Genomic DNA, 24494 nt, shown 5'->3' with positions numbered 1-24494 from the left:
GGCTTCTACTGATCGGGCAGGCGCAACCGATCAACGATCTCGCCGTCACGCAGATGACGTTCGACGATTTCGTCGATGTCTTCCTCGTCGAGATAGCGATACCAGACACCCTGCGGATAAACCACGATGCAAGGCCCCAGCTCGCAACGATCAAGACAGCCGGACTGATTAATCCGCACCTTTCCGGCTCCGCTCAGCCCCAGTGCCTTGACCTTTTCCTTGGCGTAGCCCCGCAGCTCACTGGCTCCTTTGTCGTTACAGCACGTGCGTGCACCCGGCGCGCGCTGATTGCAGCAGAAGAACACGTGATGCTGGTAGTAGCTCATGGTTCAGTTCCTTGAGACGCTCATTTGCCGAAGCTGTAGGACAGATTCACCGCGGTAAAGGTGTCGGTCTTTTCATTCCCAGGCGGAACATCGCTGTTGTGATGCACCGTATACGACAGTACCGCGTACAGTTGGCCGACAATCGCCAGCTTCAGTTCCGAGAGAAATTCGACATAGGTGTTCGATTCACCCGACTCGGCCTTGAGTGACTGCCGAAACCGGCTGGTCTCAGACAACGCGAGCTGGTAGGCCGCCTTGCCCCGCACGATCGTGTCGTTCTGCCGTTCGCCGGTGTCATTCGCCTGGGTCTGACGCACACCAGCGCCAAACTCGACGTCCAGCTTGTGCGTCGGTCCCATCAACACATGGCGACCGTAACCTGCCGACTCAGACAAGCGTTCCCGCACGCCGCCGAACAAATCCTTTTCCCAGTCCACCGCTGCGAACAGATAGTCACGTGCAGTCACATCGCAGCTCAGCGTATCAGCCGCGGCATAGCGTTCAGCCGAGGTTTCGCCTTCATCGGTGGTGTACACACCGGAAGCGATCAGCGCGTTCTTCCACTGATCCCCGGCATAGTCGAGTCCGAACTTGCCGTTGAGCGACTCGGTCTGCGTATTTCCTGAACTGGCCAGATAGCCGAACTCCAGCTCCCCGGACCAGCCGGCATCGGCCGGCCCCACGCACAGCAGACCGCACAACAACAGCAACCGTCCCAGCACACCAATCTCCCTGAAGTCGAATCTAGAACTAGAGTTTTACGATGACGGGGCCCAATTCGATGCACCCTGCCGCGCTGCAATCAATCACAACGGTCAGTGCGCGGCATCGGCTGGGGCATCGGCGGCCAATGCCGCTCCTTCTTCACGGTGGCTTGCCTGCGTCTCCAGTCGCAGCATCATCAACTCGGCGAGCTGGGTCTGAATGAATTCACGCAAGCGCGCTTCCTCAGCTTCCTTGGCCAATACCTGCGCCGGCTGGAAGCTGTAGTCGCGGGTCAGCCGCAGCTCGTCAGGCCCTGCAAGAACTCGCCCGCCCGCGTAAGCGGCATAACGAACGCTGGTCACCAGCCGATACTCAAGCGCCTTGCCATCGATGCCGATCGACAGCACTTCTCGCCGCTCATTCAGGTCGCTCAGGCGAATGATCGTGGTGCCGGCGCCGGCACTCCCGCGGACCGTTGCCCCGCGACGCTGCAATATCGAACGCAGCGAGCTTTCAAGTGGCGGCGGCACCACCTGATAGGGCGTGATGACTTCAATATAAACATCGCGCAAGGTCTCGGGCAGCGGCCGTGTGCCCGCCAGACGAAATCCGCAGCCGCTCAAGAGCAGTGCAGCGAGACAACATGCGGCGAGACGGAGGCTCACGACGTCAGACCACGAAGTTGACGAGTTTGCCCGGAACCACGATCTGCTTGCGAACAGGCTGATCTCCGATGAATCGCTGGACATTCTCCTGCTGCATCGCAGCCGCAAGAATGTCCTCTTTGCTCGCGGCAACGGGCACCGTGATATTCGCGCGCAGCTTGCCGTTGACCTGCACCACCATCGCAATCTCGTCCTTCTCGAGTGCATTGCGATCAACCTGCGGCCAGGGCTGATCCAGCAGCGACTCGCCACCGCGCAGCGCCTGCCACAGCGCGTGGCAAACATGCGGCACGATCGGCTGCAGCATCAAGGTCACCGACTCCCACAGCTCCTGCAGCACGGCACGACCCTGTGGCGTGACGTCATCGAAGCGACTGGCGTCGTTCATCAACTCCATGATTGCCGCAATGGCGGTGTTGAACGTCTTGCGCCGTCCATAGTCATCGCTGACTTTGGCGATCGTCTCATGCAGCTTGCGCCGCAGCGCCTTCTGTTCGGGATTCAATGCACCCAGATCCAGCGCCACTGTGGCGCCACCCGTGACCTGTGTGTGGACGCCGCGCCACAGCCGCCGCAAGAATCGTGAAGCGCCATCGACCCCGTCATCGCGCCATTCCAGCGACGCATCCGGCGGCGCTGCAAACATCGCGAACAGGCGGACGGTATCGGCACCGTAGCGACTGATCAGAGCCTGCGGATCGACGCCGTTGTTCTTGGACTTCGACATCTTCTCGACGCCACCGATGACCACCGGCTGACCGTCGCTACGCAGCACGGCACTCAGCGGCTGGCCCTTGGCGTCGAGTTCCAGATCCACATCCGCCGGACTCAGCCAGAGCTTCTTCCCGGCCTCGTCTTCGCGATAGTAAGTCTCCTTGATCACCATGCCCTGGGTCAGCAGGTTGGTGAACGGCTCATCAGAACTGACCAGACCTTCGTCACGCATCAGCTTGTGGAAGAAGCGTGCGTACAGCAGATGCAGAATCGCGTGCTCGATCCCGCCGATGTACTGGTCCACCGGCAGCCAATAGTCGGCGCGCGCGTCAAGCATCTGCTCGGTGTTGTCCGGACAAGCGTAGCGCGCGAAATACCAGCTCGACTCCATGAAGGTGTCGAAGGTATCGGTCTCGCGCGTGGCCGGGCCGCCGCAGCACGGGCAGGTGGTCCGCGCCCAGTCCGGATCGGCCTTGATGGGTGATTTCACGCCGGTGAACTCGACATTCTCCGGCAACACCACCGGCAGCTGATCCTCCGGCACCGGCACCGAATCGCAACTGGGGCAATAGATCATCGGGATCGGACAGCCCCAATAGCGCTGACGCGACACACCCCAGTCGCGCAGGCGGAAATTCACCCGCCGCTGCCCCTTGCCATCGCGCTCGAACTGCTCGGCCAGCGCGTCGAAGGCCTCGCGGTAGCTCATGCCATCGAAGGCGCCTGAGTTGACGACCTTCATGTGCTGGTGCGTCTTGTCGGCGTACCAGTCCTGCCAAGCCGCGGGATCGTAGGTCTGACCTTCGATCGCGATCACCTGCTTGATCGGCAGGCCATACGCGTGAGCGAACGCAAAGTCACGCTCGTCATGCGCCGGCACTGCCATCACCGCACCGGTGCCGTACCCCATCAGGACAAAATTGGCCGCCCACACCGGCACCTTTTCGCCGGTGATCGGGTGGATCGCGGAAATGCCCAGGGCCATGCCCTTCTTTTCCGCCGTTTCCATTTCGGCCTCGGCGACGCCACTGCGCGCGGCATCCTTGAGGAACTCCGCCAATGCGGGGTTCCCGGCCGCCGCCTTCTGCGCCAGCGGATGCTCTGCCGCCACCGCAACATAGGTCACACCCATCAAGGTGTCGGGCCGCGTGGTAAAGACCGTCAACGGCTCGGACTCTCCCTCGACCGCAAACTGCAGCTCCAGACCTTCCGAGCGCCCGATCCAGTTGCGCTGCATGGTCTTGACCGCGTCCGGCCAGCCCTCGAGCCGGTCCAGATCGTCCAGCAACTCCTGCGCGTAGGCCGTGATCTTCAGGAACCATTGCGGGATTTCCTTGCGCTCGACCAGGGCGCCTGAGCGCCAGCCACGGCCATCGACCACCTGCTCATTGGCCAGCACGGTCTGATCAACCGGATCCCAGTTCACCACCGCGTTCTTGCGGTAGACCATCCCCTTCTTGAACAACCGCGTGAACAGCAGCTGCTCCCAGCGGTAGTATTCCGGCCGGCAGGTCGCCAGTTCACGTGACCAGTCATACGCCAATCCCAGCTGCTGCAGCTGGGTGCGCATGTAGTCCATGTTGGCGTAAGTCCACGTCGCCGGCTGCGTGTTATTCGCAATCGCCGCGTTTTCCGCCGGCAAGCCGAACGCATCGAAACCCATCGGCTGCAGCACGTTCTTGCCCAGCATGCGCTGGTAGCGGCTGATCACATCGCCGATCGTGTAGTTGCGCACGTGCCCCATATGCAGCTTGCCGCTGGGGTACGGGAACATCGCCAGGCAATAAAACTTCTCCCGCGACGAATCCTCCGTCACTTCAAAGGACTTGTTCTGGGACCAAAATGCCTGAACCGCCTGTTCGATCTCGGCGGGGGTGTACTGCTCTTGCATGGATACGCTGCGACCAAGGGCTTGATAAGTCGGCTAGTTTAGCAGCGTGAGCCACCAGTTCGATCACGCTGTCTGATATCCCCGAAGCCCCGCAGGTCTCCCCGCCGCGTGACCAAAACTGACATTTAGCGTCATCAACTGACAATAAAGTCACGGCTTCGGACATGCCGAATCAAGTTGTCCACATGGCAACTCATTGCTTTATCTAGGTTTGAAGCGGATTCCGCTCAGTGGCACAGCCCCTGCTGTAGGAATATACGCACAGGCACAATTCCTGCGGCGCCAATCGTCCACCTTCTGGAGAGTGTTCATGAAGAAGCAGCAAGGCTTTACCCTGATCGAACTGATGATCGTCGTCGCCATCATCGGCATTCTGGCCGCCATCGCGCTGCCGGCGTATCAGGATTACACGGTGCGCGCACGCGTCTCCGAGCTCGCCGTGATGGCGTCAGGTGCAAAAGCCACCATTGGTGAGAACATTGCAAATGGCGGCGGAACGATCGACGCCACCGCCTGCAACGGCGTCAATACTTTTTCGACTGCCACCAAGAATGCAGCCTCACTGGCATGCGCCAGTGGAGTGATTACGGTCACCGGCACAGCTGCCGCGAAAAGTGTTGTCCTAACCTACACACCTAGCACTGTCTCGGCAGGTATCGCATGGCTCTGCGAAGTTTCGGATGCTGCAAATAATAAGTATGTCCCGGCCGAGTGCCGTGTCTAAGATGATGCTTGGCAGTTACTCTGTCTAGCAGTTTGGACGCCGCCACTTTGGCGGCGTCTTCATTTGAGCCTGCGCGCACGGCATGACATTACATCAACGCACAACGCTGTTGTTACTTGTAGCGATATCCGCATATGCGCACTGGGCCCTAGCAAGCACAAGTTTTTCGATTCAACTGGATAGCACAAAAGCCGCAGGCTTTGCCTGGAATACCTTCGTCTCACAGCCACACGCCTTTATTGATTTCGGCTCGCAGATCATCTTTGCGCTTGCCCTGTATGGCGCGTATTTCTGGGTAATTGCACAACTTTCCCGCCCAAGCAATAGTTTTAACAGAAGTTCGACCCGCCCGGTTGCTCTCGTAATCGCAACCTGGACTGCGGTTAGTTGGCTGATCCTCAGGTGGAACCAGCTTTGGTTTCCTGGTTCAGTCTGGGCATGGGCAATTGAACCCATAACTCAACAAAATTCTGCGCTTGTACTCGATTTTGCATGCATAGTTTGGACGTCCTGGCGAATTGGGTTACGAACCCACGCATCTATTCGAACTATGCGGTGGCATCGGTCCATGCCATCAATGCGCGTCTCCCTTCTTATGATTATTGTTGTCGGCGCGACACTTTACGGAACTATAAGCGCGCGATTTTCAACACCCACACAAAGTGCATACGCCTCCCAGCGCAATCAGCCCAACGTCGTAGTCATCGGATTGGACTCACTACGCCGCGATGTCGCGCTGTCGGACGATCCGGTGCAGATGCCAACGCTGCAGAGGCTACGCCGTAATTCTTTTGTGCAAAGCAATGTTGTTTCACCGCTAGCACGCACATTCCCAGCATGGGTAACAATGCTGACTGGGAAGTCCGCCCGTGATTCAGGTATTCGAGGAAATCTCGTTACTGCAGGCAATGCAGGCAAAAGCAGCGTAGCGTGGAATTTCCGCCAGCATGGATACCGAACCATTTATGCAACGGACGAAACTAGATTCAGCAATATTGAAGAGAAGTTTGGCTTCGATCAGGTCGTTAGCCCGCTTCCGGGCGTGTCCGACTTCCTGCTAGGACAATTCGGAGACCAGCCACTGATCAATCTCGCGATTCAAGCGCCAGGAGCCGAATTCCTTTTCCCGTCGCTGGTTGGGAATCGGGCATTTTCCCAGGCATACCGACCCTCGCGATTTATTAGACGCCTGAAAGCGGCAATCGGACCGGCAGGGAATCGGCCAACGTTTATTGCGATACATCTGTGTCTCGCTCATTGGCCTTACCACTCCTCCATGGACGAGACTCCCGGAAGCTCGTACTACAACTCCACCAGGGTGTTGGATGATCAGCTGAATGAGCTCCATCAAGCTTTAGAGGTGCTGAACTATATCAACAAAAATACCATCGTCGTCTTGCTTGCTGATCATGGCGAAGGACTCCAGCCATCTAGTAATGGATCAAAAGTCCAACAAACGCTTTATGGAGCGCGGCACCCGGTCACACCGCAGATGGGCGGGCACGGAGGGACACTACTGGATGCAATTCAATGGCAGGTATTCTTCATGTTTAGCGGCCGGTCGGTCGCCGGAAAGATTCCACCTGGGCAGTCAGATCAACTACTCTCGCTACAGGATTTGCCGATAGCACTTGAAGCTCTTGCGGGAATTCCTATCCAAACAGCACTCGATGGAGTGACGCCAGATGTCGTCTTCAAAACGATAGGAACTAACAAGGCGCCTATAGGCAGAATTCGAACCGAGGTTGAAATCGAAACGGGCTTTACGCCAAAAGGATTTAATCTGACTCATCCAGACGGAGATGCTGCTCTACGAATTGCTGAGAGCACATACGATATTACTGAGGATGGCCGCCTGGAAATGAAGCAGACCGCGCTTCGACAAGCGACTAATCTGAAGGACTACGGCGTAACTGACGGACAGCGCGTACTTGCTCTAATGCGTAACGGTCCAGAACCTCAACTGGTCTTTGCAAATGGCCCCAATTGGGATGTCTATCCAGTCGACGTGAGACCTGCTGGCGTCGAGAACCCACCGCTGCTTGAGGCTGCCTGTAAGAATCCTGACATGCGCCCCCGAATTGAGGCATGGTGCGATTCGATGCCTTATTCAGCGCCGCCGGCCTTGCTGCGCGGCCAGATAGGCGCAGGTCAGCACGACAAGGGTTAGGGGTATCGCGTGGTAGAAAATTCCGTCGACCAATGCGTACACCAGCAGTGCCAGCAGCAATGCCGCAGCGGTCTTTTGCGAACTGAGCTCCGAATTACCGGCTAGCACCCCCAGTGCCTGCCTGCAAGATGTAGCCAAAACACCAACAATGGCCAATGTCCCCACGACGCCAAACTCAAGCAACCATTGAATGATGGCGCTGTGTGGCTGCACGATTCCGCCGTTGCCGGGCAAGTTTGCTGGAATTCCGAGCCGAAGTAACGCATCCGGCCCGTATCCAAAAAAAACTGCTGGGGTTGACTGCATCAGCCGTTCGAGGCTGCCGGTCCAGATGCCAATCCTTCCGGAAGAGATGTGATTTACCGATCCTGAAAGAGTTTGGTCAACTCGCATCGCCAGTCGGTCGGCATTGCCATCCAGCGTCGTCAGCAGGCATCCGAGCAAAAAGAACCCGAATGGAAGTAGATTCCGCCCCCCCCAGAACTCACGCTTGCTGGAGGCAACAAGCACAGCAACAAAAACAGCAAGAGCGAGCATGCCCCCACGCCCAGCCGACCAAGTAGTGAGATAGCCCAAAGCCAAAAATAATAGGGCAAACTGCCAGCGCGTCTTGGTCGGAGCAACAGAGCTGAAATAAATTGCCAGCGCTGTCACTGCAAATAGGTCGTAGCTGAGATGTCGAACATGCCGGTATATCGGTGTATGTCGAAAAATCCTTTGCCCGTCGGCTGTGTCGTCAAGCAGCCACCATGTCAGCCCGATCCATACCATCGCGACCACCAAAGCGACCGCCTTGGCGCGGAAAACCCACTCAAATCCCGTATCCTTCACTTGACGGAACCAGCCTACCGCTGCGGCTGCGAACAGAATAAGCACGAGATAGTCGCTGCTTCTGGGAATTGCCAGAAATGGCCCCTGGAAAAAGTGCCAAGATGCCATGCAGAGCATTGACGCAAACGCTGCGATACGCATGACCCTGAACGACCAAGCATGCTTAAGCTCTATCGCCGCTTCTGGCGCCATGACTAGCACAAATGCAAACTGCAGCGCAGCTGCAAAATCGTTTGTGCTTACGCTACCAAGCCAGACAGTTCCAATAACTGGCAAGACGACCGCCAGCCAGAGCAAACCGCTGGCAATGGTGATCCGAAGCGGCGCAGGCGATCGCCCCAATGCTGCGGCCTCCATTCCTAATGAATTCATTGATGGGCCTTCCAAGTGTCGCGCTTTCTATATATTTAATTCGCCACGTAGTACCAGTGCGCCGGAACCTGCGGAGCACCAATTCGCGAGAAAAAACATTTTTGACGTCCCTTCAGACTGACATCATCAGGGATAAAGACCCGAATTGACGCTTGCCCATGGCCTGCTTAGAGTCACCGTATACCTAGGCGTCAGGAACGCGTCAACAAACATGGCAACAGGACAGCAACCCGTCAATCCTTCGTTCCTTGGAGGCTTGGCACGACGTCTCGTCGCTGACAAGCTCCTCACAGAGGATCAGGCGCGCGACGTGCAGCAGAAGTCCCTCAAGGGCGGCAAGCCGTTGGTGTCCCTCCTGGTTGAATCCAAGATCGTCACACCAAGTGCCATCGCAGAGGCCGCAAGCCAGGAGTTTGGAGCACCCCTCATCGATTTGGGCGCAGTCGAGATCGATCCGGAAATCGCACGCCAGGTCAGCGAACGAGTCCTTCGCAAGGTCCACGCGCTTCCGATATTCCAGCGCGGAAAAAAGATCTATGTCGCAGTTTCCGATCCGACAAATTTACAGGCCCTGGACGAAATCAAATTTGCCACTGGGTGCCAGACTGAATCCGTTCTGGTCACCGAAGACAAGCTGATCCGGGCCATTGATGTCGCTGCAACCGCAGCGGAATCTCAGCAGATGGATCTCGGCGACGAGGATCTCGAGAACCTGGAAATTTCCGAAGGTGGCGAGGAAGGTGGCGGGCACGATGTTACTCGAGCGGATGCTGAAGATGCACCGATCATTCGTTATGTCAATAAAATCATGGTCGATGCCATCAATCAGGGAGCGTCTGATATTCACTTCGAGCCATATGAAAAGACATACCGCATCCGGTATCGGCGTGACGGCGAGCTGAAAACTATTGCCACGCCTCCAGTCAGCCAAGCCGGCCGCTTGGCTGCTCGCGTCAAAGTGATGTCGCGACTGGATCTCGCGGAACGGCGCGTCCCCCAGGACGGCCGAATCAAACTCTATATTTCCAAGACTCGCGCCATCGACTTCCGTGTAAGTTCCTGCCCGACGCTTTTCGGTGAAAAAATCGTCTGCCGTATTCTGGACCCGTCCAGCGCCAAGCTCGGAATTGATGCATTGGGCTACGAGCCTGAGCAGAAAGCGGAGTTCATGAAAGCCCTGGACCGCCCCCAAGGAATGATTCTGGTCACGGGACCGACCGGGTCAGGCAAGACCGTTTCGCTCTATACCGGGCTGAACATCCTGAATACCGAGGATGCGAATATTTCCACAGCCGAGGATCCGGCTGAAATTAACTTGCCAGGCATCAATCAGGTCAACGTCAATCCCAGGGTCGGACTCACCTTCGCAGCAGCGCTGAAAGCGTTCCTCCGCCAGGATCCTGACATCATCATGGTTGGCGAAATTCGCGACCTGGAAACAGCCGAAATTGCCATTAAAGCCGCTCAAACCGGCCATTTGGTCCTCTCGACCTTGCATACGAATGACGCCCCGCAGACGATTGTGCGTCTGATGAACATGGGCGTACCGGCATACAACATCGCTTCCACGCTGAGCCTGATCATCGCCCAGCGGTTGGCGCGCAAGTTGTGCAGCAGCTGCAAACGGCCGGCGAGCATTCCGAAAGCAGAGTTGATTAAACAAGGGTTTACCGAGGAAGAACTCTCTGCGTCGGATTTCACCATCTTTGAAGCGGTGGGCTGTGATCAGTGTGACAGCGGCTACAAAGGCCGCACAGGTATTTATCAGGTCATGCCATTTTCAGACGAAATGGGACGCATCATCATGGAAGGCGGCAGTGCCATCGAAATCGCGGACCAGGCCAAGAAGGAAGGTGTCGCCGATCTTCGACAGTCCGCACTGAAGAAAGTGCGCCACGGCGTCATTGATTTACTGCAGGCCAACGCCTGTACCATGGGCGAATAGTGCGGGCACCCTGAGGCATTGAACCAATGGCGACAGCAGCAACGGCGGCAGTCAAGGAATATACCTTCAAGTGGGAAGGTACGGATCGCAAGGGCAACCGCGTCAAGGGAACGTCTGGGGGGCCATCGGACCACTTCATCAAGATGCAGCTGCGCAAGCAGGGCATCAATCCGATTTCCGTTCGCAAGCAATCAACATTGCTCGCACCGAGAAAACGGAAGATCACTTCTGGTGATATCGCGATCTTCTTACGCCAAATGGCAACTATGATGGCGGCTGGAGTCCCCTTGGTTCAGTCGCTCGAAATCGTGGGGCGCGGCCATGAAAATCCCAGCATGGGTGAAATGATCATGGCGATCAAGGGCCACATCGAAGGAGGCGCCTCATTCACTGAAGCGCTGAAAAAATTTCCGCTCCATTTTGATGATCTCGTAGTAAATCTAGTTGATGCAGGAGAGAAGTCCGGAACATTGGAAGCGCTGCTCGACAAAATTGCGGTTTACAAAGAAAAGACGGAAGCCATCAAGAAAAAAGTTAAGAAAGCCATGACCTATCCCGCGGCAGTGATGGTCGTCGCCGTTATAGTAACGGGCATCTTGTTGTACTTTGTTGTGCCACAATTCAAAAGCTTGTTCGAAGGCTTTGGTGCCGATCTTCCGGCATTCACCCAAATGGTTGTGAGTCTTTCGGAGTTTGTTCAGAACAAGTGGTGGTTGGTGCTGCTCATCGTAGGCGGTGCGATTTTTGCGTTCCTTGAGTCGCACAAGCGATCAGCGACCTTCCGACGCTTTCTTGACCGGATAATGCTAAAAGTTCCAGTGGTCGGCGACATTCTTTATAAATCGGCAGTCGCCCGATTCGCACGCACTCTATCAACCATGTTCGCAGCGGGCGTCCCGCTTGTCGAAGCCATGGAGCCAGTAGCAAAGGCCGCAGGCAATATTGTATTTACCGATGCGATTTTGGTCATGCGCGACCAAGTATCAACTGGGCAACAGCTTCAATTGACCATGCAGCAATCCGGCCTGTTCCCGAATATGGCAACCCAAATGGTCGCCATTGGTGAAGAATCCGGATCTCTCGACGCGATGTGCGCAAAGGTGGCCGATTTTTACGAAGCCGAGGTCGACAACCTCGTCGATGCACTATCCAGCCTACTGGAGCCAATGATCATGGTAATTCTTGGCGTTCTTGTAGGCGGATTGGTCGTAGCAATGTACTTGCCAATCTTTAAGATCGGCCAAGCAATCTAAATAAGAAGGCGAAATTTGCCGGTATGACCTTACTTGACGGGCTGCGCGACAGCCCCGCCCTTCTGCTCGCCTGTACTGTCGTGTTGGGCTTGCTCGTCGGCAGCTTTCTGAATGTCGTGATCCTGCGGGTTCCACGCATGCTGGAGCAAAGCTGGCGCCGCGAAGCTCGGGAGATTCTGGAACTCGCTCCGGTCTCCGAGGAGCGCATTTCGTTGGTCCGACCGGCGTCGCGCTGCCCCTCGTGCTCGGCACCCATCAGGCCGTGGCAGAACGTTCCGATCATCAGCTGGATGCTGCTCCGCGGCCGCTGTGCCGCCTGCCGCGCGCCAATTTCAGTGCAATACCCGCTGGTGGAGGCTGCCTCAGGAGTGCTGGCAGGTCTCTGTGCGTGGCACTTCGGCTGGGGGCCCCAACTGGCTGCGGCGCTGATCATCACGTGGATGCTGCTGGCCTTGGCGTTGATCGATTTGCACACCCAGCTACTGCCCGATGACCTGACCTTGCCGCTGCTGTGGCTGGGCCTGGCCGCGAGCTTGGTTCCTGTATTCGTCGCGCCTGAAACCGCGATTATCGGTGCCATGGCCGGATATCTGAGTCTGTGGGCGGTATTCCACCTGTTCCGCCTGGTGACCGGCAAGGAAGGCATGGGCTACGGCGACTTCAAGCTGCTCGCCGCCCTCGGAGCCTGGCTGGGCTGGCAGGCGTTGCCGATGGTGATTCTGCTGTCATCACTGGTTGGGGCAACGATTGGCATCGGGCTGGTCGTTTTTCGTCGGCACGATCGGCAAGTACCGATCCCGTTTGGCCCCTATCTGGCAGCAGCGGGCTGGTTGGCCATGGTCTACGGCCAACAGATTCAGTCCGCATATTTCCGCGTCAGCGGCCTAGGCTGAGGCTGAGGCACAGACGGTGGCCACAATTCTGCGCGTTGGCCTTACCGGCGGCATCGCCAGTGGCAAGTCCACCGTACAGGACGAGTTCATTCAACTCGGCGTCCCGGTGCTGGACGCGGACCAGGTGGCCCGTGACGTCGTCGCCCCCGGAAAACCTGCTCTGGCGCAAATTGTGGCTGCTTTTGGCGCAGATATGCTGCTGAAGGACGGCTCACTGGATCGAGCACGCATGCGTCAACGCGTGTTTGCACACCCCGACGCGCGACGGCAACTCGAGTCCATCACCCATCCCGCAATTCGCCAACAGATGACCGCTTGGCTGGCGCAGCAGCAGGGCCCCTACTGCATCCTCAGCGTTGCCATCCTGGTGGAAGCCGGCATGCGTCCGCTGGTTGACCGCGTACTGGTGGTGGATGCCGATGAAGCGGTCCAGCTCCGGCGACTGTGCCAGCGCGACGGCATCGATGACAGCCTGGCCAGGCAGATGCTTGCCGCTCAAGCCTCGCGCCAGCAGCGTCTGGACGCGGCTGACGATGTGATCGTCAACAACACCGACCTCGCCACTCTGCGAGAAGCGGCGTCGACGCTGCACCAGTTTTACCTGCGCCTCGCGGCCGAGGGAGCGCCGAATGCGGCCGGCCTGCGATTGCCCATGTCCGTGATCTAAGTCACAATGTTTTTTTTCCACGTGGATGTCTGTGCGCTGTGCCGGAGGCCGGAGAATTCATCACCTTCGAGCAACCCCTAACGGAGCGGGTTCGCACCTTCTTGCGCCTCGAATTCCTGTTTGCGCAGCACCGTCACCACCGGCAGGACGCCAGCGAATTTGGCATTCGCGCAACGCTGAACACGCTGCTGGATACCCTCGTCGTACTGTCGCGATCGGATCTTAAGAATGACATCCTCAAAGAGCTGAGTGATCAGCATGCGCACTTGACGCGCCTGGCGGCCCGACCCGGCATTGATCAGCAGCGGCTGGACAGCATCCTGTCCGAAATCACCCGAACCCAGAATGGCCTGCAGCAGCTGGCAACGCAGTTTGCCGGCTCGCTACTGCGTGAAAGCGATTTCCTGACCGGCATTCTGAATCGCTCCGGCATCCCCGGCGGCACCTGCGGCTTCGACCTGGCGCACTACCATTACTGGCTTTCGCAGCCGCGCGAACGCGTGCACCGCGACCTTGACGCCTGGCACGCCGATGTTCAGCCGTTCGAGGACGCGATCAACCTGAATCTGCGCATGCTCCGCGCGAGCGTCGAAGCTCAGCCGGCAATCGCACGCAGCGGCATGTACGTAATCACCCCGCCCGGACCCTGCCAGCTGATCCGGGTCTTGGTTCCTTATGATGCCGGTGTATACCCAGAGATCAGCGCCGGCAAGCATCGCTGCACCGTACGCTTCATGGACGCCCGCGACGCCAATGCTCGCGCGCATCAGGCGATGCACGATATCGCATTCCGTATCCAGTTCTGCGCGCTGTAACCCGATGTCATCCTCGGCTGAACGATTGCGGATCGCCGCATGCCCTCAATGCGGTCAATCGACCCGACTGGACCCAAGCAATCGCTGGCGTCCGTTCTGCAGCGAGCGCTGCAAGCTGATTGACCTGGGTGCCTGGTTCAGCGAGCAGCGCAGCCTGCCGGCAGACGACGCACCGGATGCCCTGGACCCGGGCACCACTGACGACCGGAATTAACGCCCCGGCAGGGACCTGCGGTACCGCCCCGACTCAGCGCCAGTAAGCAGAAATCCCGGCCACGCCCTGCGCATAGGCCGAAAATGCCGCGGGCAGATCTGCCGACCCCACCCCGCCGATCGCGTAAACCGGCATCGGCACGCCAAAGGTTTCGCGCTCGAATCCTGTCCAGCCCAACGGCGGCGCCTTCGGATGGGTTTTCGTCACGCCGACGTTACCCAAAACCGCGGCATCGCAGCCCAGCTGCACGGCACGTTCCAGGTCGCGACGATGATGCGCGGAGGCAATGACCTTTAGCCCCTCAGTATTCAACGCCTCCGGCTGATACAACCGCGCCGCGGACAGGTGCAAGCCCCAAGCTCCAAGTTCAACCGCCATGCTCGCATCGCGATCCAGCACCAGGCGGACTTCCGTGCCGCGCAGGGCATCAGCCAGGCGCACGGCAACCTCCCGATAAGCTGCATCGTCAAGCGACGGCAGGCGCAGTCGCAGCAATGCGTCGCTCGGAAGTCGGGATATTCCGGACTGCAGCTGCGCCAGCGTCGCATCCGGCGGACTGAAAACGTACTGCTCCGGCAACTGCAGAGCCCGAACAATCGGCGCATCGGCGGCCAACAGCGGGTACTGCGTCAACGCCTCTGGTCGGCACCACGCGAACGCCTGCTGTTCGCGCCCGTGCGGCTCTCCGCGCCACGCCCCAACCTTCCAGACGTCAAGCAGCACGGTACGACTGGAGTAGGCGTGCTGGAGTCGCATCAATGGCCGAGCCGCCTCAACTTCGATACCCAGTTCCTCATGCAGCTCACGATCCAGTGCCGCCCGCGGACTTTCGCCCGCTTCAATCTTGCCGCCGGGAAACTCCCACAGTCCTGCGGCAATCTTGTCGGTCGGACGCTGTGCGATCAGCACCGCTCCGGAATCCGCCATTAGTACACCGCAGGCGACGGCGATGACCGCGTCCTTGGCCGGCGTCATGTGCGGTATTCGGCGTTGATCTTGACGTAGTCGTAGCTCAGGTCGCAGGTCCAGATCCGAGTTTGCGCATCACCGCGACCAAGCCTGATCGACACGGTGTATTCGGATTTGGCAAACACCGCCGCCCCCCGCGCCTCCGCGTAGGCCGGGTCCGGTTCACCGCCTCGGATCAGCGCAACATCATCGATATCGATATCGATGCGGCCCACATCCAGCTCAGGCACGCCGCTGCGTCCGACCGCCGCAAGTATGCGGCCCCAGTTGGCATCACCAGCGAATGCGGCCGTTTTGAACAACGGGGAATGCGCCAGGGTGTAGGCCACCATCCGGGCTTCAGCCTCGGAACCAGCACCTGAAACCTCGACGGTAATCAGCCGCGTTGCGCCCTCGCCATCACGGATCACCGCCTGTGCCAGTTCTATGCAAACCGCAGCGACGGCATCACAGATCAGCGGAAAATCCGCGTCGTCCTGCGCCAGCTCGCGACCGCCAACCGCTCCGGTAGAAAACAGGACGACACTGTCATTGGTCGAAGTGTCGCCATCCACGGTCACGCAATTGAACGACTGCGCCACCGCTGCTTGCAGGCACCGCTGGGTTGCCTCGGCACTCAAACGAGCATCGGTACCAATGAAAGCAAGCAAGGTCGCCATATCCGGACAGATCATGCCCGCACCCTTGGCAATGCCGGTCACGGTCACGGTTCCCGCCGCGGTCTGGACCTGACGACTCGCGCCCTTCATCACCGTATCGGTGGTCATGATCGCCTGGCCGGCAGCAATCCAGCCGTCTCCGACAAGGCCGGACTGAGCCCGCGGCATCGCTGCAGTCATGCGCTCGTCCGGCAGCGCTTGTCCGATCACCCCTGTCGAAAACGGCAACACTTGGCCGGCGTCGCAGTCCAGCGCCGCCGCTGCAGCCGCCAGACTGCGACGCGCCCGCAGCAGACCCTCCTGGCCTGTTCCTGCATTGGCGTTGCCAGAATTGATCAGCAGGCCGCGCACCGGGACCCCCGTGGCCAGAACTTCACGACAGATCTGTACCGGAGCGGCGCAAAAAGCGTTGCGCGTAAACACGCCGGCCACCTGCGTCCCTTGCACCAGCTCGATCAGCAGCATGTCCTTGCGACCCGGGCGCTTGATTGCAGCCTCGGCGACACCCAGTCGGGCGCCCGCGATCGGCAATAGGGTCGAAGGAGCTTGAAGATTGACGGCCATGGCTGCATTCCCGATTCAGGCAAAAAAGAAAGGCGCCCGGTAACCCCGGCGCCTTTTCTTATTCTGCGGTCTTCGCGCCCGCGGCACCAGTGCCGGGGCGATGAATCAGATCAACGCACCGTGACAGTGCTTGAATTTCTTACCGCTGCCGCAGGGACAGGGATCGTTGCGCCCAACCTTGGGCATGTCCCGAACGACGGTTTCCGGCCGGGGAGTTACAGCCGTAGCGGCCTCGAGACGGCGGCCGCCCGCAGCCTGTGCGCCACCACCTGCCTCAAAATCACCGGAAGAAACCTGCGCGTCCACTGCAGGCGCAGCCTCATGCTGCATGCGCATTTTTTGCTCCAACGCCTCGGCCTGACGCCGGCGCTGCTCCTCGACAGCACGCACTTCCTCTTCACTCTGGATGCGCACACGCGCCAGCAGCGCAGTAACGTCATGCTTGTAGCGCGACAGCATGTCGTTGAACATGGTGAAGGCTTCGCGCTTGAACTCCTGTTTCGGATCCTTCTGCGCATAACCACGCAGGTGAATACCCTGTCGCAGGTAATCCATCGCGGCCAGGTGTTCGCGCCAGAGATTGTCTAGGGTCTGCAGCATCGCGGCCTTCTCGAAATGCTCCAGCACCGCTGCGCCAGCCTGATCCTTCTTCTGCTGGTAGGCAGATTGCAGGGTCTCGATGATCCGCGCACGCAAGGATTTCTCGTTGAGATCGCCTTCCTTGTCCAGCCATTCACGGATCGGCAGGTCGAGCGCGAAGTCACGTTTAAGCGTGTCCTGCAGCCCGTCGACATTCCACATGTCTTCAATCGTCTGCGGCGGAATATAGGCATCAATAACTGCGTTGACGACGTCGGGACGAATGTCGTCGACCATCGAAGTCACGCGCTCGGCGCCCATGATTCCGTTGCGCAGCTCATAGATTGCCTTGCGCTGATCGTTGGCGACGTTGTCGAATTCCAGCAAGTGCTTGCGGATGTCGAAGTTGTGCGCCTCGACCTTGCGCTGAGCGGTTTCGATCGCACGCGTCACCCAGCGATGCTCTATCGCTTCGCCTTCCGCCATGCCCAGACGCTGCAGCATCGCCCGCATCCGCGGGGGCGTGAAGATGCGCATCAGGGTGTCATCCAGCGACAGGAAGAAACGCGACGCCCCGGGATCACCCTGACGCCCGGAACGTCCGCGCAGCTGGTTGTCGATACGCCGGGATTCGTGACGTTCCGAGCCGATCACATACAAGCCGCCAGCCTGCAGGACCTGATCGTGACGCTGCTGCCAGGCATCCCGCGCAGCATCCCGTGCCGCTGCCTCCTCGACCGGAATCGCCGCCAGCTCCGCCTCCAGGCTGCCGCCCAGCACGATATCGGTACCACGGCCAGCCATGTTGGTCGCGATCGTGACCGCTCCCGGACGCCCGGCCTGCGCCACGATGTCTGCCTCGCGCTCATGCTGCTTGGCGTTGAGAACCTCGTGAACAATGCCGGCCTTGGTCAACAGGGACGACAGCAGCTCGGAGGTCTCGATGCTTGCAGTACCGACCAGCACCGGCTGCTGCTTGGCATGAGCGTCCTTGATCTCGGAAATAACGGCCTCGAACTTCTCCTTGGCGGTCATGAACACCAAATCGCCGAAGTCCTTGCGCAGCATTTCGCGATTGGTCGGAATCACCACGACTTCCAAGCCGTAAATGCTCTGGAATTCGAATGCCTCGGTATCCGCAGTGCCTGTCATGCCGGACAGCTTTTCGTACAGCCGGAAATAGTTCTGGAACGTGATGCTCGCCAGCGTCTGGTTTTCCTGCTGGATCTGCACGCCTTCCTTGGCTTCGACCGCCTGATGCAGGCCATCGCTCCAGCGACGACCGGACATCATGCGCCCGGTGAACTCGTCGATGATGATGACCTGACCGCCGCGCACGATGTATTCGACGTCGCGCTTGTACAGATGATGCGCACGCAGCAGTGCGTTGAGGTGATGCAGCAGGATGACATTGGCCGCGTCGTAAAGGCTGTCTTCCTCGCCGAGCAGCTGCGCAGAACGCATCAGCTCCTCGACCTTCTCGTGCCCTTCTTCGGTCAGATGAACCTGCTTGGATTTTTCCTCCAGCGAAAAATCACCCGGGCCTTCCTCTTCCTGCTGCGGCACCAGCTTGGGAATCAGCGCGTTGATGCGGCGATACAGTTCCGGATCATCGTCCGCCGGACCGCTGATGATCAGCGGCGTGCGCGCCTCGTCGATCAGAATCGAGTCAACCTCGTCGACAATGGCGTAGAACGGCGGTCGCTGGACCTTGTCGTCCAGCGAAAACGCCATGTTATCGCGCAGATAGTCGAAACCCAGCTCGTTATTGGTGGCGTAAGTAATGTCGCAGGCGTAGGCCTCGCGCTTCTCGGCGCTGGTCTGTCCCGACACCACGACGCCGACCGTCAGTCCGAGGAAGCGGAAGATCCGCCCCATCCACTCGGAATCGCGTCGCGCCAGATAGTCGTTGACGGTAACAACATGCACGCCCTTCGCCGGCAGCGCATTCAGGTAGGCCGACAGGGTGGCAACCAGTGTCTTGCCCTCACCGGTGCGCATTTCGGCGATCTTGCCCTGATGCAGCACCGCCCCGCCGATGAGCTGGACATCAAAGTGGCGCATGTTGAGCACGCGCTTGCCCGCCTCGCGCACCAGGGCAAATGCCTCTGGCTGGAGCTGATCAAGAGTCTCACCCTTGGCCAGCCGCTCACGGAACAGACGCGTCTGATCGGCCAGCTCAGCATCGCTAAATCCCGCAAAGCGAGCCTCGTGTGCGCCCACATCGACGACAAGGCGATCAAGCCGCTTGAGAATACGCTTGTTGCGGCTCCCGAATACGCGAGCCAGCAGATTGTTAACCATAGGTATCGTCGGTAAAGCCGCGCTCGTTGACGCGGATGGGCGTGTGAACCGTCGTGTGCGGCGTATTATGCCTAACTGGGGACGGCTTCCGGCCCGTTCAAGTTCACGTTGAGCGCCACGGCCCGGCCGGAATCAGCGCGCCGCGTGAATGTACTGGTCCGGGTTGACCAGCGAGCCGTTGTACAGAACCTCGAAATGCACGTGCGGCCCGGTGGAACGTCCCGTCGATCCCATCAGGGCGATCCGTTGTCCCTTGGCAACCTTGTCGCCAATCTTCACCTTGATCGCCTTGTTGTGCCCGTAACGCGTCGTGTAGCCGTTGCCGTGATTGATTTCGACCAGGTTGCCGTAGCCATCATGGGAACCCGCCTCCGTCACGATTCCGGCGGCGACCGCCATCACATCGGATCCATCGCGACCCGCGAAATCGATACCCATGTGGCGCGTCAGACGTCCGGTGAACGGATCGGTCCGCACGCCGAACAGCGAGCTGATGAAGCCGCTGCGGATCGGCCAGCCGGACGGCCGGACCTGACGCTGCATCCGGCTGGATAGCAGGAGATCTTCCAAAACCCTCAACTGGCGTTCGCGGTCGGCGAGCTGGCGCTCGAAACCGTCCAGCGACGTGAAGACTGAGCTGACATCGCTATCAGCAAAAGCGACCGATTCGGGGCCACCAACTGGCGGATTCTGGTCGAAGTTGAATTCGCCCTCGTCCAGTCCGGCAATCTCGGTCAGGCGCTGACCCGCGGCGTCGAGACGCATCACATGGGCCTGAAGCTGGGCGATACGTCGCGCCAGTGCCGCCGAGTTCTGCTCGGCCTCGGAACGCGCGCTGGCGAGCGCCTCGCGCTGCTGCCGCACTTCCTGTGCCCAGTCGGCCACCAGCGATGAGGGCAGCGCGGTATTCTTGCTGCTCAGCAGCGGTACTGACTCGAAAAACTGACCGGCCTTGAAGGACACCGCCGCAATGGCGAAAACCACGGCAACCAGCGGCAACCACACGAAGACATGGCGCGGATTGAGCGCAAACTTCCAGGTGCGACCGCGTCGGTGGCTGACGACAATAATGTCCATATTTATACGCTTATGATCCCCGATCCACGTGAGCCTAGAAGCGTCAAGCAACTGCCGAGCCATGACCAACAGTCGATCGGCAGCCTGCTACGGCGGGCGCAGACTTTTGCGGACATCAACCGGACCCTGAGCGAATGGTGCTCTGAACCCTGGACCGACCACGTCAGACTGGCCAATGTGCGCGACGAAACCGCCGTGCTGTACGCCACAACCGCTGCGGCGCTGGTGCAGCTGCGCCACCGAAATCGTTCACTGCTTGCTTGGCTCAATGACCGTCACCATCTGCATTGCACCCGCATCGAGGCGAAGGTGCTTCCCCCAGCAACGGACATCTGACCGAGTTTACTGCCCGCATCCAGGTGACGCAAGGCAAGTGGCTGAAACTGCGCAATTTCCCGCTGGGCGGCTGCACCTGGGGTTCAAACCGCCGCTCAAGCTGCCGCCAGACTGCCCCTGACGAAGGTGATCGGCGCCGGCTGGTTCTCGTCCTCGAAGGTCACGATCTCGAACGCAGAGCGATCTTCCAGCACCGCCCGGACCAGCTTGTTGTTCAGGGCGTGTCCCGATTTGTAAGCGGTATATGCCCCAATTACCGGATGCCCGAGCAGATAGAGATCGCCGATCGCGTCCAGAATCTTGTGGCGGACAAACTCGTCTTCGTAGCGCAGGCCATCGTGATTGACGACCCGGTACTCGTCCAATGCCACCACGTTGTCCAGGCTTGCACCCAGACCCAGATTGGCGGCACGCAAGGTGTCGAGTTCGCGCATGAAACCAAAAGTCCGCGCGCGGCTGACCTCACGGACATAGGTCGCCGAGGAAAAATCGATGACCCGATTCTGCGCCGAGGCGCGAAACGCCGGATGCCGGAAATCGATGGAAAACGACAACCGGAACCCATCGAACGGCTCGAATCGCGCCCACTTGTCCCCTTCGGCCACCTGCACCGGCTGACGGATGCGGATGAAGCGCTTGGGCGCGTCCTGCTCGTGGATTCCGGCAGACTGGATCAGGAATACGAACGGCCCGGAACTGCCATCGAGAATCGGCACTTCAGGCGAGGACAATTCGACCAGACAGTTATCAATCCCCAGGCCGGCAAAGGCCGACATCAGGTGCTCGACCGTCATGATCTTGTCGCCGGCGTCGCTGACCAGCGTGCTGCACATCACCGCCTCGCGCAGCAGATGCGCCTGCGCAGGAACTTCAGCGTGCGGATTGAGATCGGTGCGCCGGAACACGATTCCAGTGTCCGGACCGGCGGGCAGCAGGGACATGTACACCTTGCGGCCAGAGTGCAGACCGATGCCGCTGGCGCGGACCGCCTGCTTGAGCGTGCGTTGTCGGATCATCGCGTATCAATTGGGGAAAAAAGTCGGGCGCAGCACGATGTGCACTGCGCCCAATTGACACGGAAGTCTAACACGGGTTTCTGAATTCGCCCTGAATCCCGAACCGGCGTTCAGGGCAAACCCGTTGCGTTGCGGAGGCCTGCGGAGGCCCCTTTAGTCCGCCTGGTTCCGCAGAAACGCGGGAATATTGATGATGTCTTCGTCCAGCAGCGGGAATGCCCCGCCATTGCCGCCGACGGCGACCTTGCGCTGCTGACGATGCACGGCTGGAATATCGAGACTCGGCGAACCCAGATTCGGCATCACCGGCATCTGCATCTCAGGCCGCACAAACTGTGCAACGCGCGGGTTCTGCTGCGCCATCTGCGGCGACTGCTGCTGTGAGTGCTTGTTGCCCGGCAGTCCGGTTGCCACCACCGTCACGCGCAGCACGCCATCCAGGTTCGGGTTCATCGACATGCCGCACTTGGCGTCGGCTTCATCGGAAGCAATCTCGGAAACACGCGAGTTGATGTACTCGAGCTCTTCCATCGTCAGCGACTCGTCGCAGGTCACGTTAACCAGCAAACCGCGTGCGCCGTGCAGCTCGATGTCATCCAGCAGCGGGCTCGACAGAGCCATTTCAACTGCTTTCTCGGCGCGGCTCTCACCGCTGGCCTCGCCGATACCCATCATCGACATGCCGCGGTTGGACATCACTGTGCGCACGTCCGCGAAGTCGACGTTGACCAAACCAGGACGCGTAATGAGGTCCGAAATGCCCTGCACTGCGTTCTGCAGCACGTCGTTGGCAGCCTTGAAACAGTTCAGCACGGTGATCTTGGTGCCCAGCACCAAGCCGAGCTTCTCGTTCGGGATCATGATCAGCGAATCGGTGTACTGACGCAGATCGTCGACACCCTTCATCGCCACCGCCATGCGCTTCTTGCCTTCGTGTGTGAACGGCTTGGTCACGACCGCGACGGTCAGGATGCCCAGTTCCTTGGCGATCTCGGCAATCACCGGCGCAGCGCCGGTACCGGTGCCGCCACCCATGCCCGCCGTAACGAATAGCAGGTCGGTGCCCTGGATCATCTCGCGGATGCGATCACGGTCTTCTTCGGCAGCCTGGCGCCCGACTTCCGGATTGGAGCCGGCACCCAGTCCGCGCGTGATCTCAACGCCGAGCTGAATCTGGTTAGTCGGCACGCAGCGTTCCAGATGATCCCGATCCGTGTTGGCACAGACGAAGTCGACACCTTCGATGCCCGCCTGCGACATCTGGTTGACGGTGTTGCACCCACCGCCGCCAACGCCGATCACGCGAATCACAGCGCGCTTACGTTGGCCGTCCTCTAATTCAAAAATCTCTCTTGCGTGTCCCATGTTCTTGCTCCTGCGCGTGAACGCGATTTCCGTGTGTGTCGTTTACCCGTCCGCAACAACTGCGTTGGTCGTGGCGTCAGGTGTTTTTTTATATCTACTAATCCGCAATCTTAGTGTGTTTAAAAACTGTGTAAATGTCAATAATTTAGTAATGAAATTGTTTAATAAAAAACAGCAGCTTGATACGCAAAATGTGTCGCGGCGCGGCGCTCAGAAACTGCCCCGGAACCAGTCGCCGACGCGCTGCGCCCAGTAGCCCATGCCTTGCGTCGGCGCCTTCGCGATTTGCGGCTTGGAGGAACGGCCATACAGCAGCAGGCCCACCGCTGTGGAGTACGCCGGGCTGCGCGTCACATCCTTGAGTCCGTCGACGTTGTGCGGCGTCCCCAGACGCACCGGAAGCTCGAAGATCTCCTCGGCCAGTTCAACCACACCGGGCATTTGCGCAGAACCGCCGGTCAGCACGACACCCCCAGCGATCAAGTCGTACCAATCGGAACGGTGCAGCTCCTTGCGAATGAAGCGGAACAGTTCCTCGTAGCGCGGCTTGATCACCTCCGCCAGGGTGAGACGAGACAGCCGCCGCGGCGGCTGATCACCAACGCCCTTGACTTCGATCTCGTCGTCGCCGGCCGCAAATTCCGGCAGTGCCACGCCGTACTTGACCTTGATCTCCTCCGCGTAGGGCGCCGGGGTGCGGAATGCCACACTGATGTCGTTGGTGACCTGATTGCCGGCGATCGGCAGCACAGCGGTATGCCGGATCGTGCCGCCCTTGAACACCGCAATATCCGAAGTACCGCCACCGATGTCGACCATGCACACACCAAGGTCGCGCTCATCTGGCAGCAGTGTCGCGTAGCTCGATGCCAGGTGCTGCAGGATCAGCTTGTCGACCTTGAGCCCGCAGGACTCGACGCATTTGTGAATGTTCTGCGCCGCCGAGATCGAACCCGTAACGATGTGCACCTTGGCTTCCAGGCGCACGCCGTGCATGCCGATCGGATCGTGAATGCCCTCACGGCCATCGACGACGAATTCCTGCGGGATCACATGCAAGATCTTCTGGTCGGCCGGGATTGCGATCGCGCGTGCCGCATCCATTACGCTGTCGACGTCACGTTCCGACACGCTGCCCGCACGCACCGGCGCGACGCCGGTCGAATTCAGGCTGCGGATGTGAGTCCCCGAGATTCCAACGAAGACCGACTGCGCACGGCAGTTCGCCATGTGCTCGGCATTCTCGACCGCGCGTTTGATCGCCTGAGTGGTCAGCTCGATATTGACCACATCGCCGCGATTCATGCCGCGCGAGACATGCTCACCGCGACCGACCACTTCTACCTGACCTTCCGGTGTGACCTGGCCGACTACCGCCACGCACTTGGATGTACCGATGTCGAGTCCGACCAGGAGATTGCGCTCCTCACGTCGTGCCAT

General features: G+C 59.4%; 21 protein-coding genes. 9 read left to right on the top strand and 12 right to left on the bottom strand.

The features are described from left to right. Positions 1 to 5: 5 nt before the first annotated feature. The 4 genes from E4T66_RS02880 to leuS all read right to left on the bottom strand — a co-directional run bounded on the left by E4T66_RS02880 (position 6) and on the right by leuS (position 4301). Complete coding sequence (locus E4T66_RS02880) at positions 6 to 326, bottom strand: (2Fe-2S) ferredoxin domain-containing protein (RefSeq protein ID WP_136847385.1); 321 nt, start codon at positions 324 to 326, stop codon at positions 6 to 8. A gap of 20 nt (positions 327 to 346) precedes the next feature. After that, complete coding sequence (locus E4T66_RS02875; RefSeq protein WP_248679374.1) at positions 347 to 1048, bottom strand: DUF481 domain-containing protein; 702 nt, start codon at positions 1046 to 1048, stop codon at positions 347 to 349. A 93-nt stretch (positions 1049 to 1141) separates the two neighbouring features. Then, on the bottom strand, positions 1142 to 1696 hold the full coding sequence (locus E4T66_RS02870) for an LPS-assembly lipoprotein LptE (RefSeq protein WP_248679371.1): 555 nt from the start codon (positions 1694 to 1696) through the stop codon (positions 1142 to 1144). A 4-nt stretch (positions 1697 to 1700) separates the two neighbouring features. After that, positions 1701 to 4301 (bottom strand): leucine--tRNA ligase, encoded by a 2601-nt coding sequence (gene leuS / locus E4T66_RS02865; protein WP_136847383.1) that lies wholly within the window; start codon positions 4299 to 4301, stop codon positions 1701 to 1703. A gap of 310 nt (positions 4302 to 4611) precedes the next feature. Between leuS and E4T66_RS02860 the strand changes: the two genes are divergently transcribed. Beyond that, a complete protein-coding gene (locus E4T66_RS02860) occupies positions 4612 to 5025 on the top strand; it encodes a pilin (protein ID WP_136847382.1) in 414 nt (137 codons plus the stop codon). Positions 5026 to 5107: 82 nt separating this feature from the next. Beyond that, on the top strand, positions 5108 to 7195 hold the full coding sequence (locus E4T66_RS02855) for a sulfatase-like hydrolase/transferase (protein ID WP_136847381.1): 2088 nt from the start codon (positions 5108 to 5110) through the stop codon (positions 7193 to 7195). On the opposite strand, the gene E4T66_RS02850 is transcribed toward E4T66_RS02855, so the two are convergent. Further along, on the bottom strand, positions 7136 to 8383 hold the full coding sequence (locus tag E4T66_RS02850) for an O-antigen ligase family protein (protein ID WP_211242730.1): 1248 nt from the start codon (positions 8381 to 8383) through the stop codon (positions 7136 to 7138). The two genes, E4T66_RS02855 and E4T66_RS02850, sit on opposite strands and share 60 nt — an antisense overlap. Positions 8384 to 8609: 226 nt before the next feature. Here E4T66_RS02850 and pilB point away from each other — a divergent pair, with 226 nt between their 5' ends. The 6 genes from pilB to E4T66_RS02820 are packed head-to-tail and all read left to right on the top strand — an operon-like array spanning position 8610 to position 14185. Continuing rightward, complete coding sequence (gene pilB, locus E4T66_RS02845) at positions 8610 to 10343, top strand: type IV-A pilus assembly ATPase PilB (RefSeq protein WP_136847379.1); 1734 nt, start codon at positions 8610 to 8612, stop codon at positions 10341 to 10343. A 26-nt stretch (positions 10344 to 10369) separates the two neighbouring features. Next, entirely contained in the window at positions 10370 to 11596 is a 1227-nt protein-coding gene (locus E4T66_RS02840) for a type II secretion system F family protein (RefSeq protein ID WP_136847378.1), read from the top strand. Positions 11597 to 11619: 23 nt separating this feature from the next. Beyond that, the gene (locus E4T66_RS02835; RefSeq protein WP_136847377.1) at positions 11620 to 12489 is read left to right on the top strand and encodes a prepilin peptidase; all 870 of its coding nucleotides are present in this window, start codon (positions 11620 to 11622) and stop codon (positions 12487 to 12489) included. 16 nt (positions 12490 to 12505) lie between these two features. Continuing rightward, positions 12506 to 13156 (top strand): dephospho-CoA kinase, encoded by a 651-nt coding sequence (gene coaE / locus E4T66_RS02830; protein ID WP_211242729.1) that lies wholly within the window; start codon positions 12506 to 12508, stop codon positions 13154 to 13156. Positions 13157 to 13194: 38 nt separating this feature from the next. Beyond that, positions 13195 to 13971: a cell division protein ZapD gene (gene zapD / locus E4T66_RS02825; protein WP_136847376.1), complete on the top strand. Its 777-nt coding sequence runs from the start codon at positions 13195 to 13197 to the stop codon at positions 13969 to 13971. Then, entirely contained in the window at positions 13910 to 14185 is a 276-nt protein-coding gene (locus tag E4T66_RS02820) for a DNA gyrase inhibitor YacG (RefSeq protein WP_441347689.1), read from the top strand. The genes zapD and E4T66_RS02820 overlap by 62 nt, the downstream gene beginning before the upstream one ends. A 33-nt stretch (positions 14186 to 14218) precedes the next feature. On the opposite strand, the gene E4T66_RS02815 is transcribed toward E4T66_RS02820, so the two are convergent. The 4 genes from E4T66_RS02815 to E4T66_RS02800 all read right to left on the bottom strand — a co-directional run bounded on the left by E4T66_RS02815 (position 14219) and on the right by E4T66_RS02800 (position 20337). Then, the gene (locus tag E4T66_RS02815) at positions 14219 to 15160 is read right to left on the bottom strand and encodes a Nudix family hydrolase (protein ID WP_136847374.1); all 942 of its coding nucleotides are present in this window, start codon (positions 15158 to 15160) and stop codon (positions 14219 to 14221) included. Then, positions 15157 to 16377: a bifunctional glutamate N-acetyltransferase/amino-acid acetyltransferase ArgJ gene (gene argJ / locus E4T66_RS02810; protein WP_136847373.1), complete on the bottom strand. Its 1221-nt coding sequence runs from the start codon at positions 16375 to 16377 to the stop codon at positions 15157 to 15159. Before argJ ends, E4T66_RS02815 begins: the two co-directional genes overlap by 4 nt. A gap of 105 nt (positions 16378 to 16482) precedes the next feature. Beyond that, on the bottom strand, positions 16483 to 19260 hold the full coding sequence (gene secA, locus E4T66_RS02805; protein WP_136847372.1) for a preprotein translocase subunit SecA: 2778 nt from the start codon (positions 19258 to 19260) through the stop codon (positions 16483 to 16485). Between the two features lie 132 nt (positions 19261 to 19392). Beyond that, positions 19393 to 20337, bottom strand: a complete 945-nt coding sequence (locus E4T66_RS02800) for a M23 family metallopeptidase (RefSeq protein ID WP_136847371.1) — start codon at positions 20335 to 20337, stop codon at positions 19393 to 19395. On the opposite strand from E4T66_RS02800, the gene E4T66_RS02795 reads away from it, so the two are divergent. Then, positions 20314 to 20673, top strand: coding sequence for a DciA family protein (locus E4T66_RS02795; RefSeq protein WP_169577447.1), 360 nt, complete (start codon positions 20314 to 20316; stop codon positions 20671 to 20673). The genes E4T66_RS02800 and E4T66_RS02795 overlap by 24 nt on opposite strands. A 95-nt stretch (positions 20674 to 20768) precedes the next feature. Here E4T66_RS02795 and lpxC read toward each other — a convergent pair whose 3' ends face one another. The 3 genes from lpxC to ftsA all read right to left on the bottom strand — a co-directional run bounded on the left by lpxC (position 20769) and on the right by ftsA (position 24494). Then, positions 20769 to 21689: a UDP-3-O-acyl-N-acetylglucosamine deacetylase gene (gene lpxC / locus E4T66_RS02790; protein ID WP_136847369.1), complete on the bottom strand. Its 921-nt coding sequence runs from the start codon at positions 21687 to 21689 to the stop codon at positions 20769 to 20771. Between the two features lie 153 nt (positions 21690 to 21842). Then, positions 21843 to 23054, bottom strand: coding sequence for a cell division protein FtsZ (gene ftsZ, locus E4T66_RS02785; RefSeq protein WP_136847368.1), 1212 nt, complete (start codon positions 23052 to 23054; stop codon positions 21843 to 21845). 210 nt (positions 23055 to 23264) lie between these two features. Further along, on the bottom strand, positions 23265 to 24494 hold the full coding sequence (gene ftsA / locus E4T66_RS02780; protein WP_136847367.1) for a cell division protein FtsA: 1230 nt from the start codon (positions 24492 to 24494) through the stop codon (positions 23265 to 23267).

The organism is Sinimarinibacterium arenosum, from assembly GCF_005047655.1.
Lineage (GTDB): Bacteria > Pseudomonadota > Gammaproteobacteria > Nevskiales > Nevskiaceae > Solimonas.
This window is presented reverse-complemented; position numbering and strand designations above follow the sequence as displayed.

Coding starts and splice junctions, on each gene's coding strand:
- E4T66_RS02800 (WP_136847371.1), bottom strand. CDS start 20,337: ATGGACATTATTGTCGTCAGCCACCGACGCGGTCGCACCTGGAAGTTT.
- E4T66_RS02815 (WP_136847374.1), bottom strand. CDS start 15,160: ATGACGCCGGCCAAGGACGCGGTCATCGCCGTCGCCTGCGGTGTACTA.
- E4T66_RS02850 (WP_211242730.1), bottom strand. CDS start 8,383: ATGGAGGCCGCAGCATTGGGGCGATCGCCTGCGCCGCTTCGGATCACC.
- E4T66_RS02835 (WP_136847377.1), top strand. CDS start 11,620: ATGACCTTACTTGACGGGCTGCGCGACAGCCCCGCCCTTCTGCTCGCC.
- pilB (WP_136847379.1), top strand. CDS start 8,610: ATGGCAACAGGACAGCAACCCGTCAATCCTTCGTTCCTTGGAGGCTTG.
- E4T66_RS02840 (WP_136847378.1), top strand. CDS start 10,370: ATGGCGACAGCAGCAACGGCGGCAGTCAAGGAATATACCTTCAAGTGG.
- E4T66_RS02860 (WP_136847382.1), top strand. CDS start 4,612: ATGAAGAAGCAGCAAGGCTTTACCCTGATCGAACTGATGATCGTCGTC.
- E4T66_RS02880 (WP_136847385.1), bottom strand. CDS start 326: ATGAGCTACTACCAGCATCACGTGTTCTTCTGCTGCAATCAGCGCGCG.
- secA (WP_136847372.1), bottom strand. CDS start 19,260: ATGGTTAACAATCTGCTGGCTCGCGTATTCGGGAGCCGCAACAAGCGT.
- E4T66_RS02855 (WP_136847381.1), top strand. CDS start 5,108: ATGACATTACATCAACGCACAACGCTGTTGTTACTTGTAGCGATATCC.
- lpxC (WP_136847369.1), bottom strand. CDS start 21,689: ATGATCCGACAACGCACGCTCAAGCAGGCGGTCCGCGCCAGCGGCATC.
- ftsA (WP_136847367.1), bottom strand. CDS start 24,494: ATGGCACGACGTGAGGAGCGCAATCTCCTGGTCGGACTCGACATCGGT.
- leuS (WP_136847383.1), bottom strand. CDS start 4,301: ATGCAAGAGCAGTACACCCCCGCCGAGATCGAACAGGCGGTTCAGGCA.
- E4T66_RS02820 (WP_441347689.1), top strand. CDS start 13,910: ATGCTCGCGCGCATCAGGCGATGCACGATATCGCATTCCGTATCCAGT.
- ftsZ (WP_136847368.1), bottom strand. CDS start 23,054: ATGGGACACGCAAGAGAGATTTTTGAATTAGAGGACGGCCAACGTAAG.
- argJ (WP_136847373.1), bottom strand. CDS start 16,377: ATGGCCGTCAATCTTCAAGCTCCTTCGACCCTATTGCCGATCGCGGGC.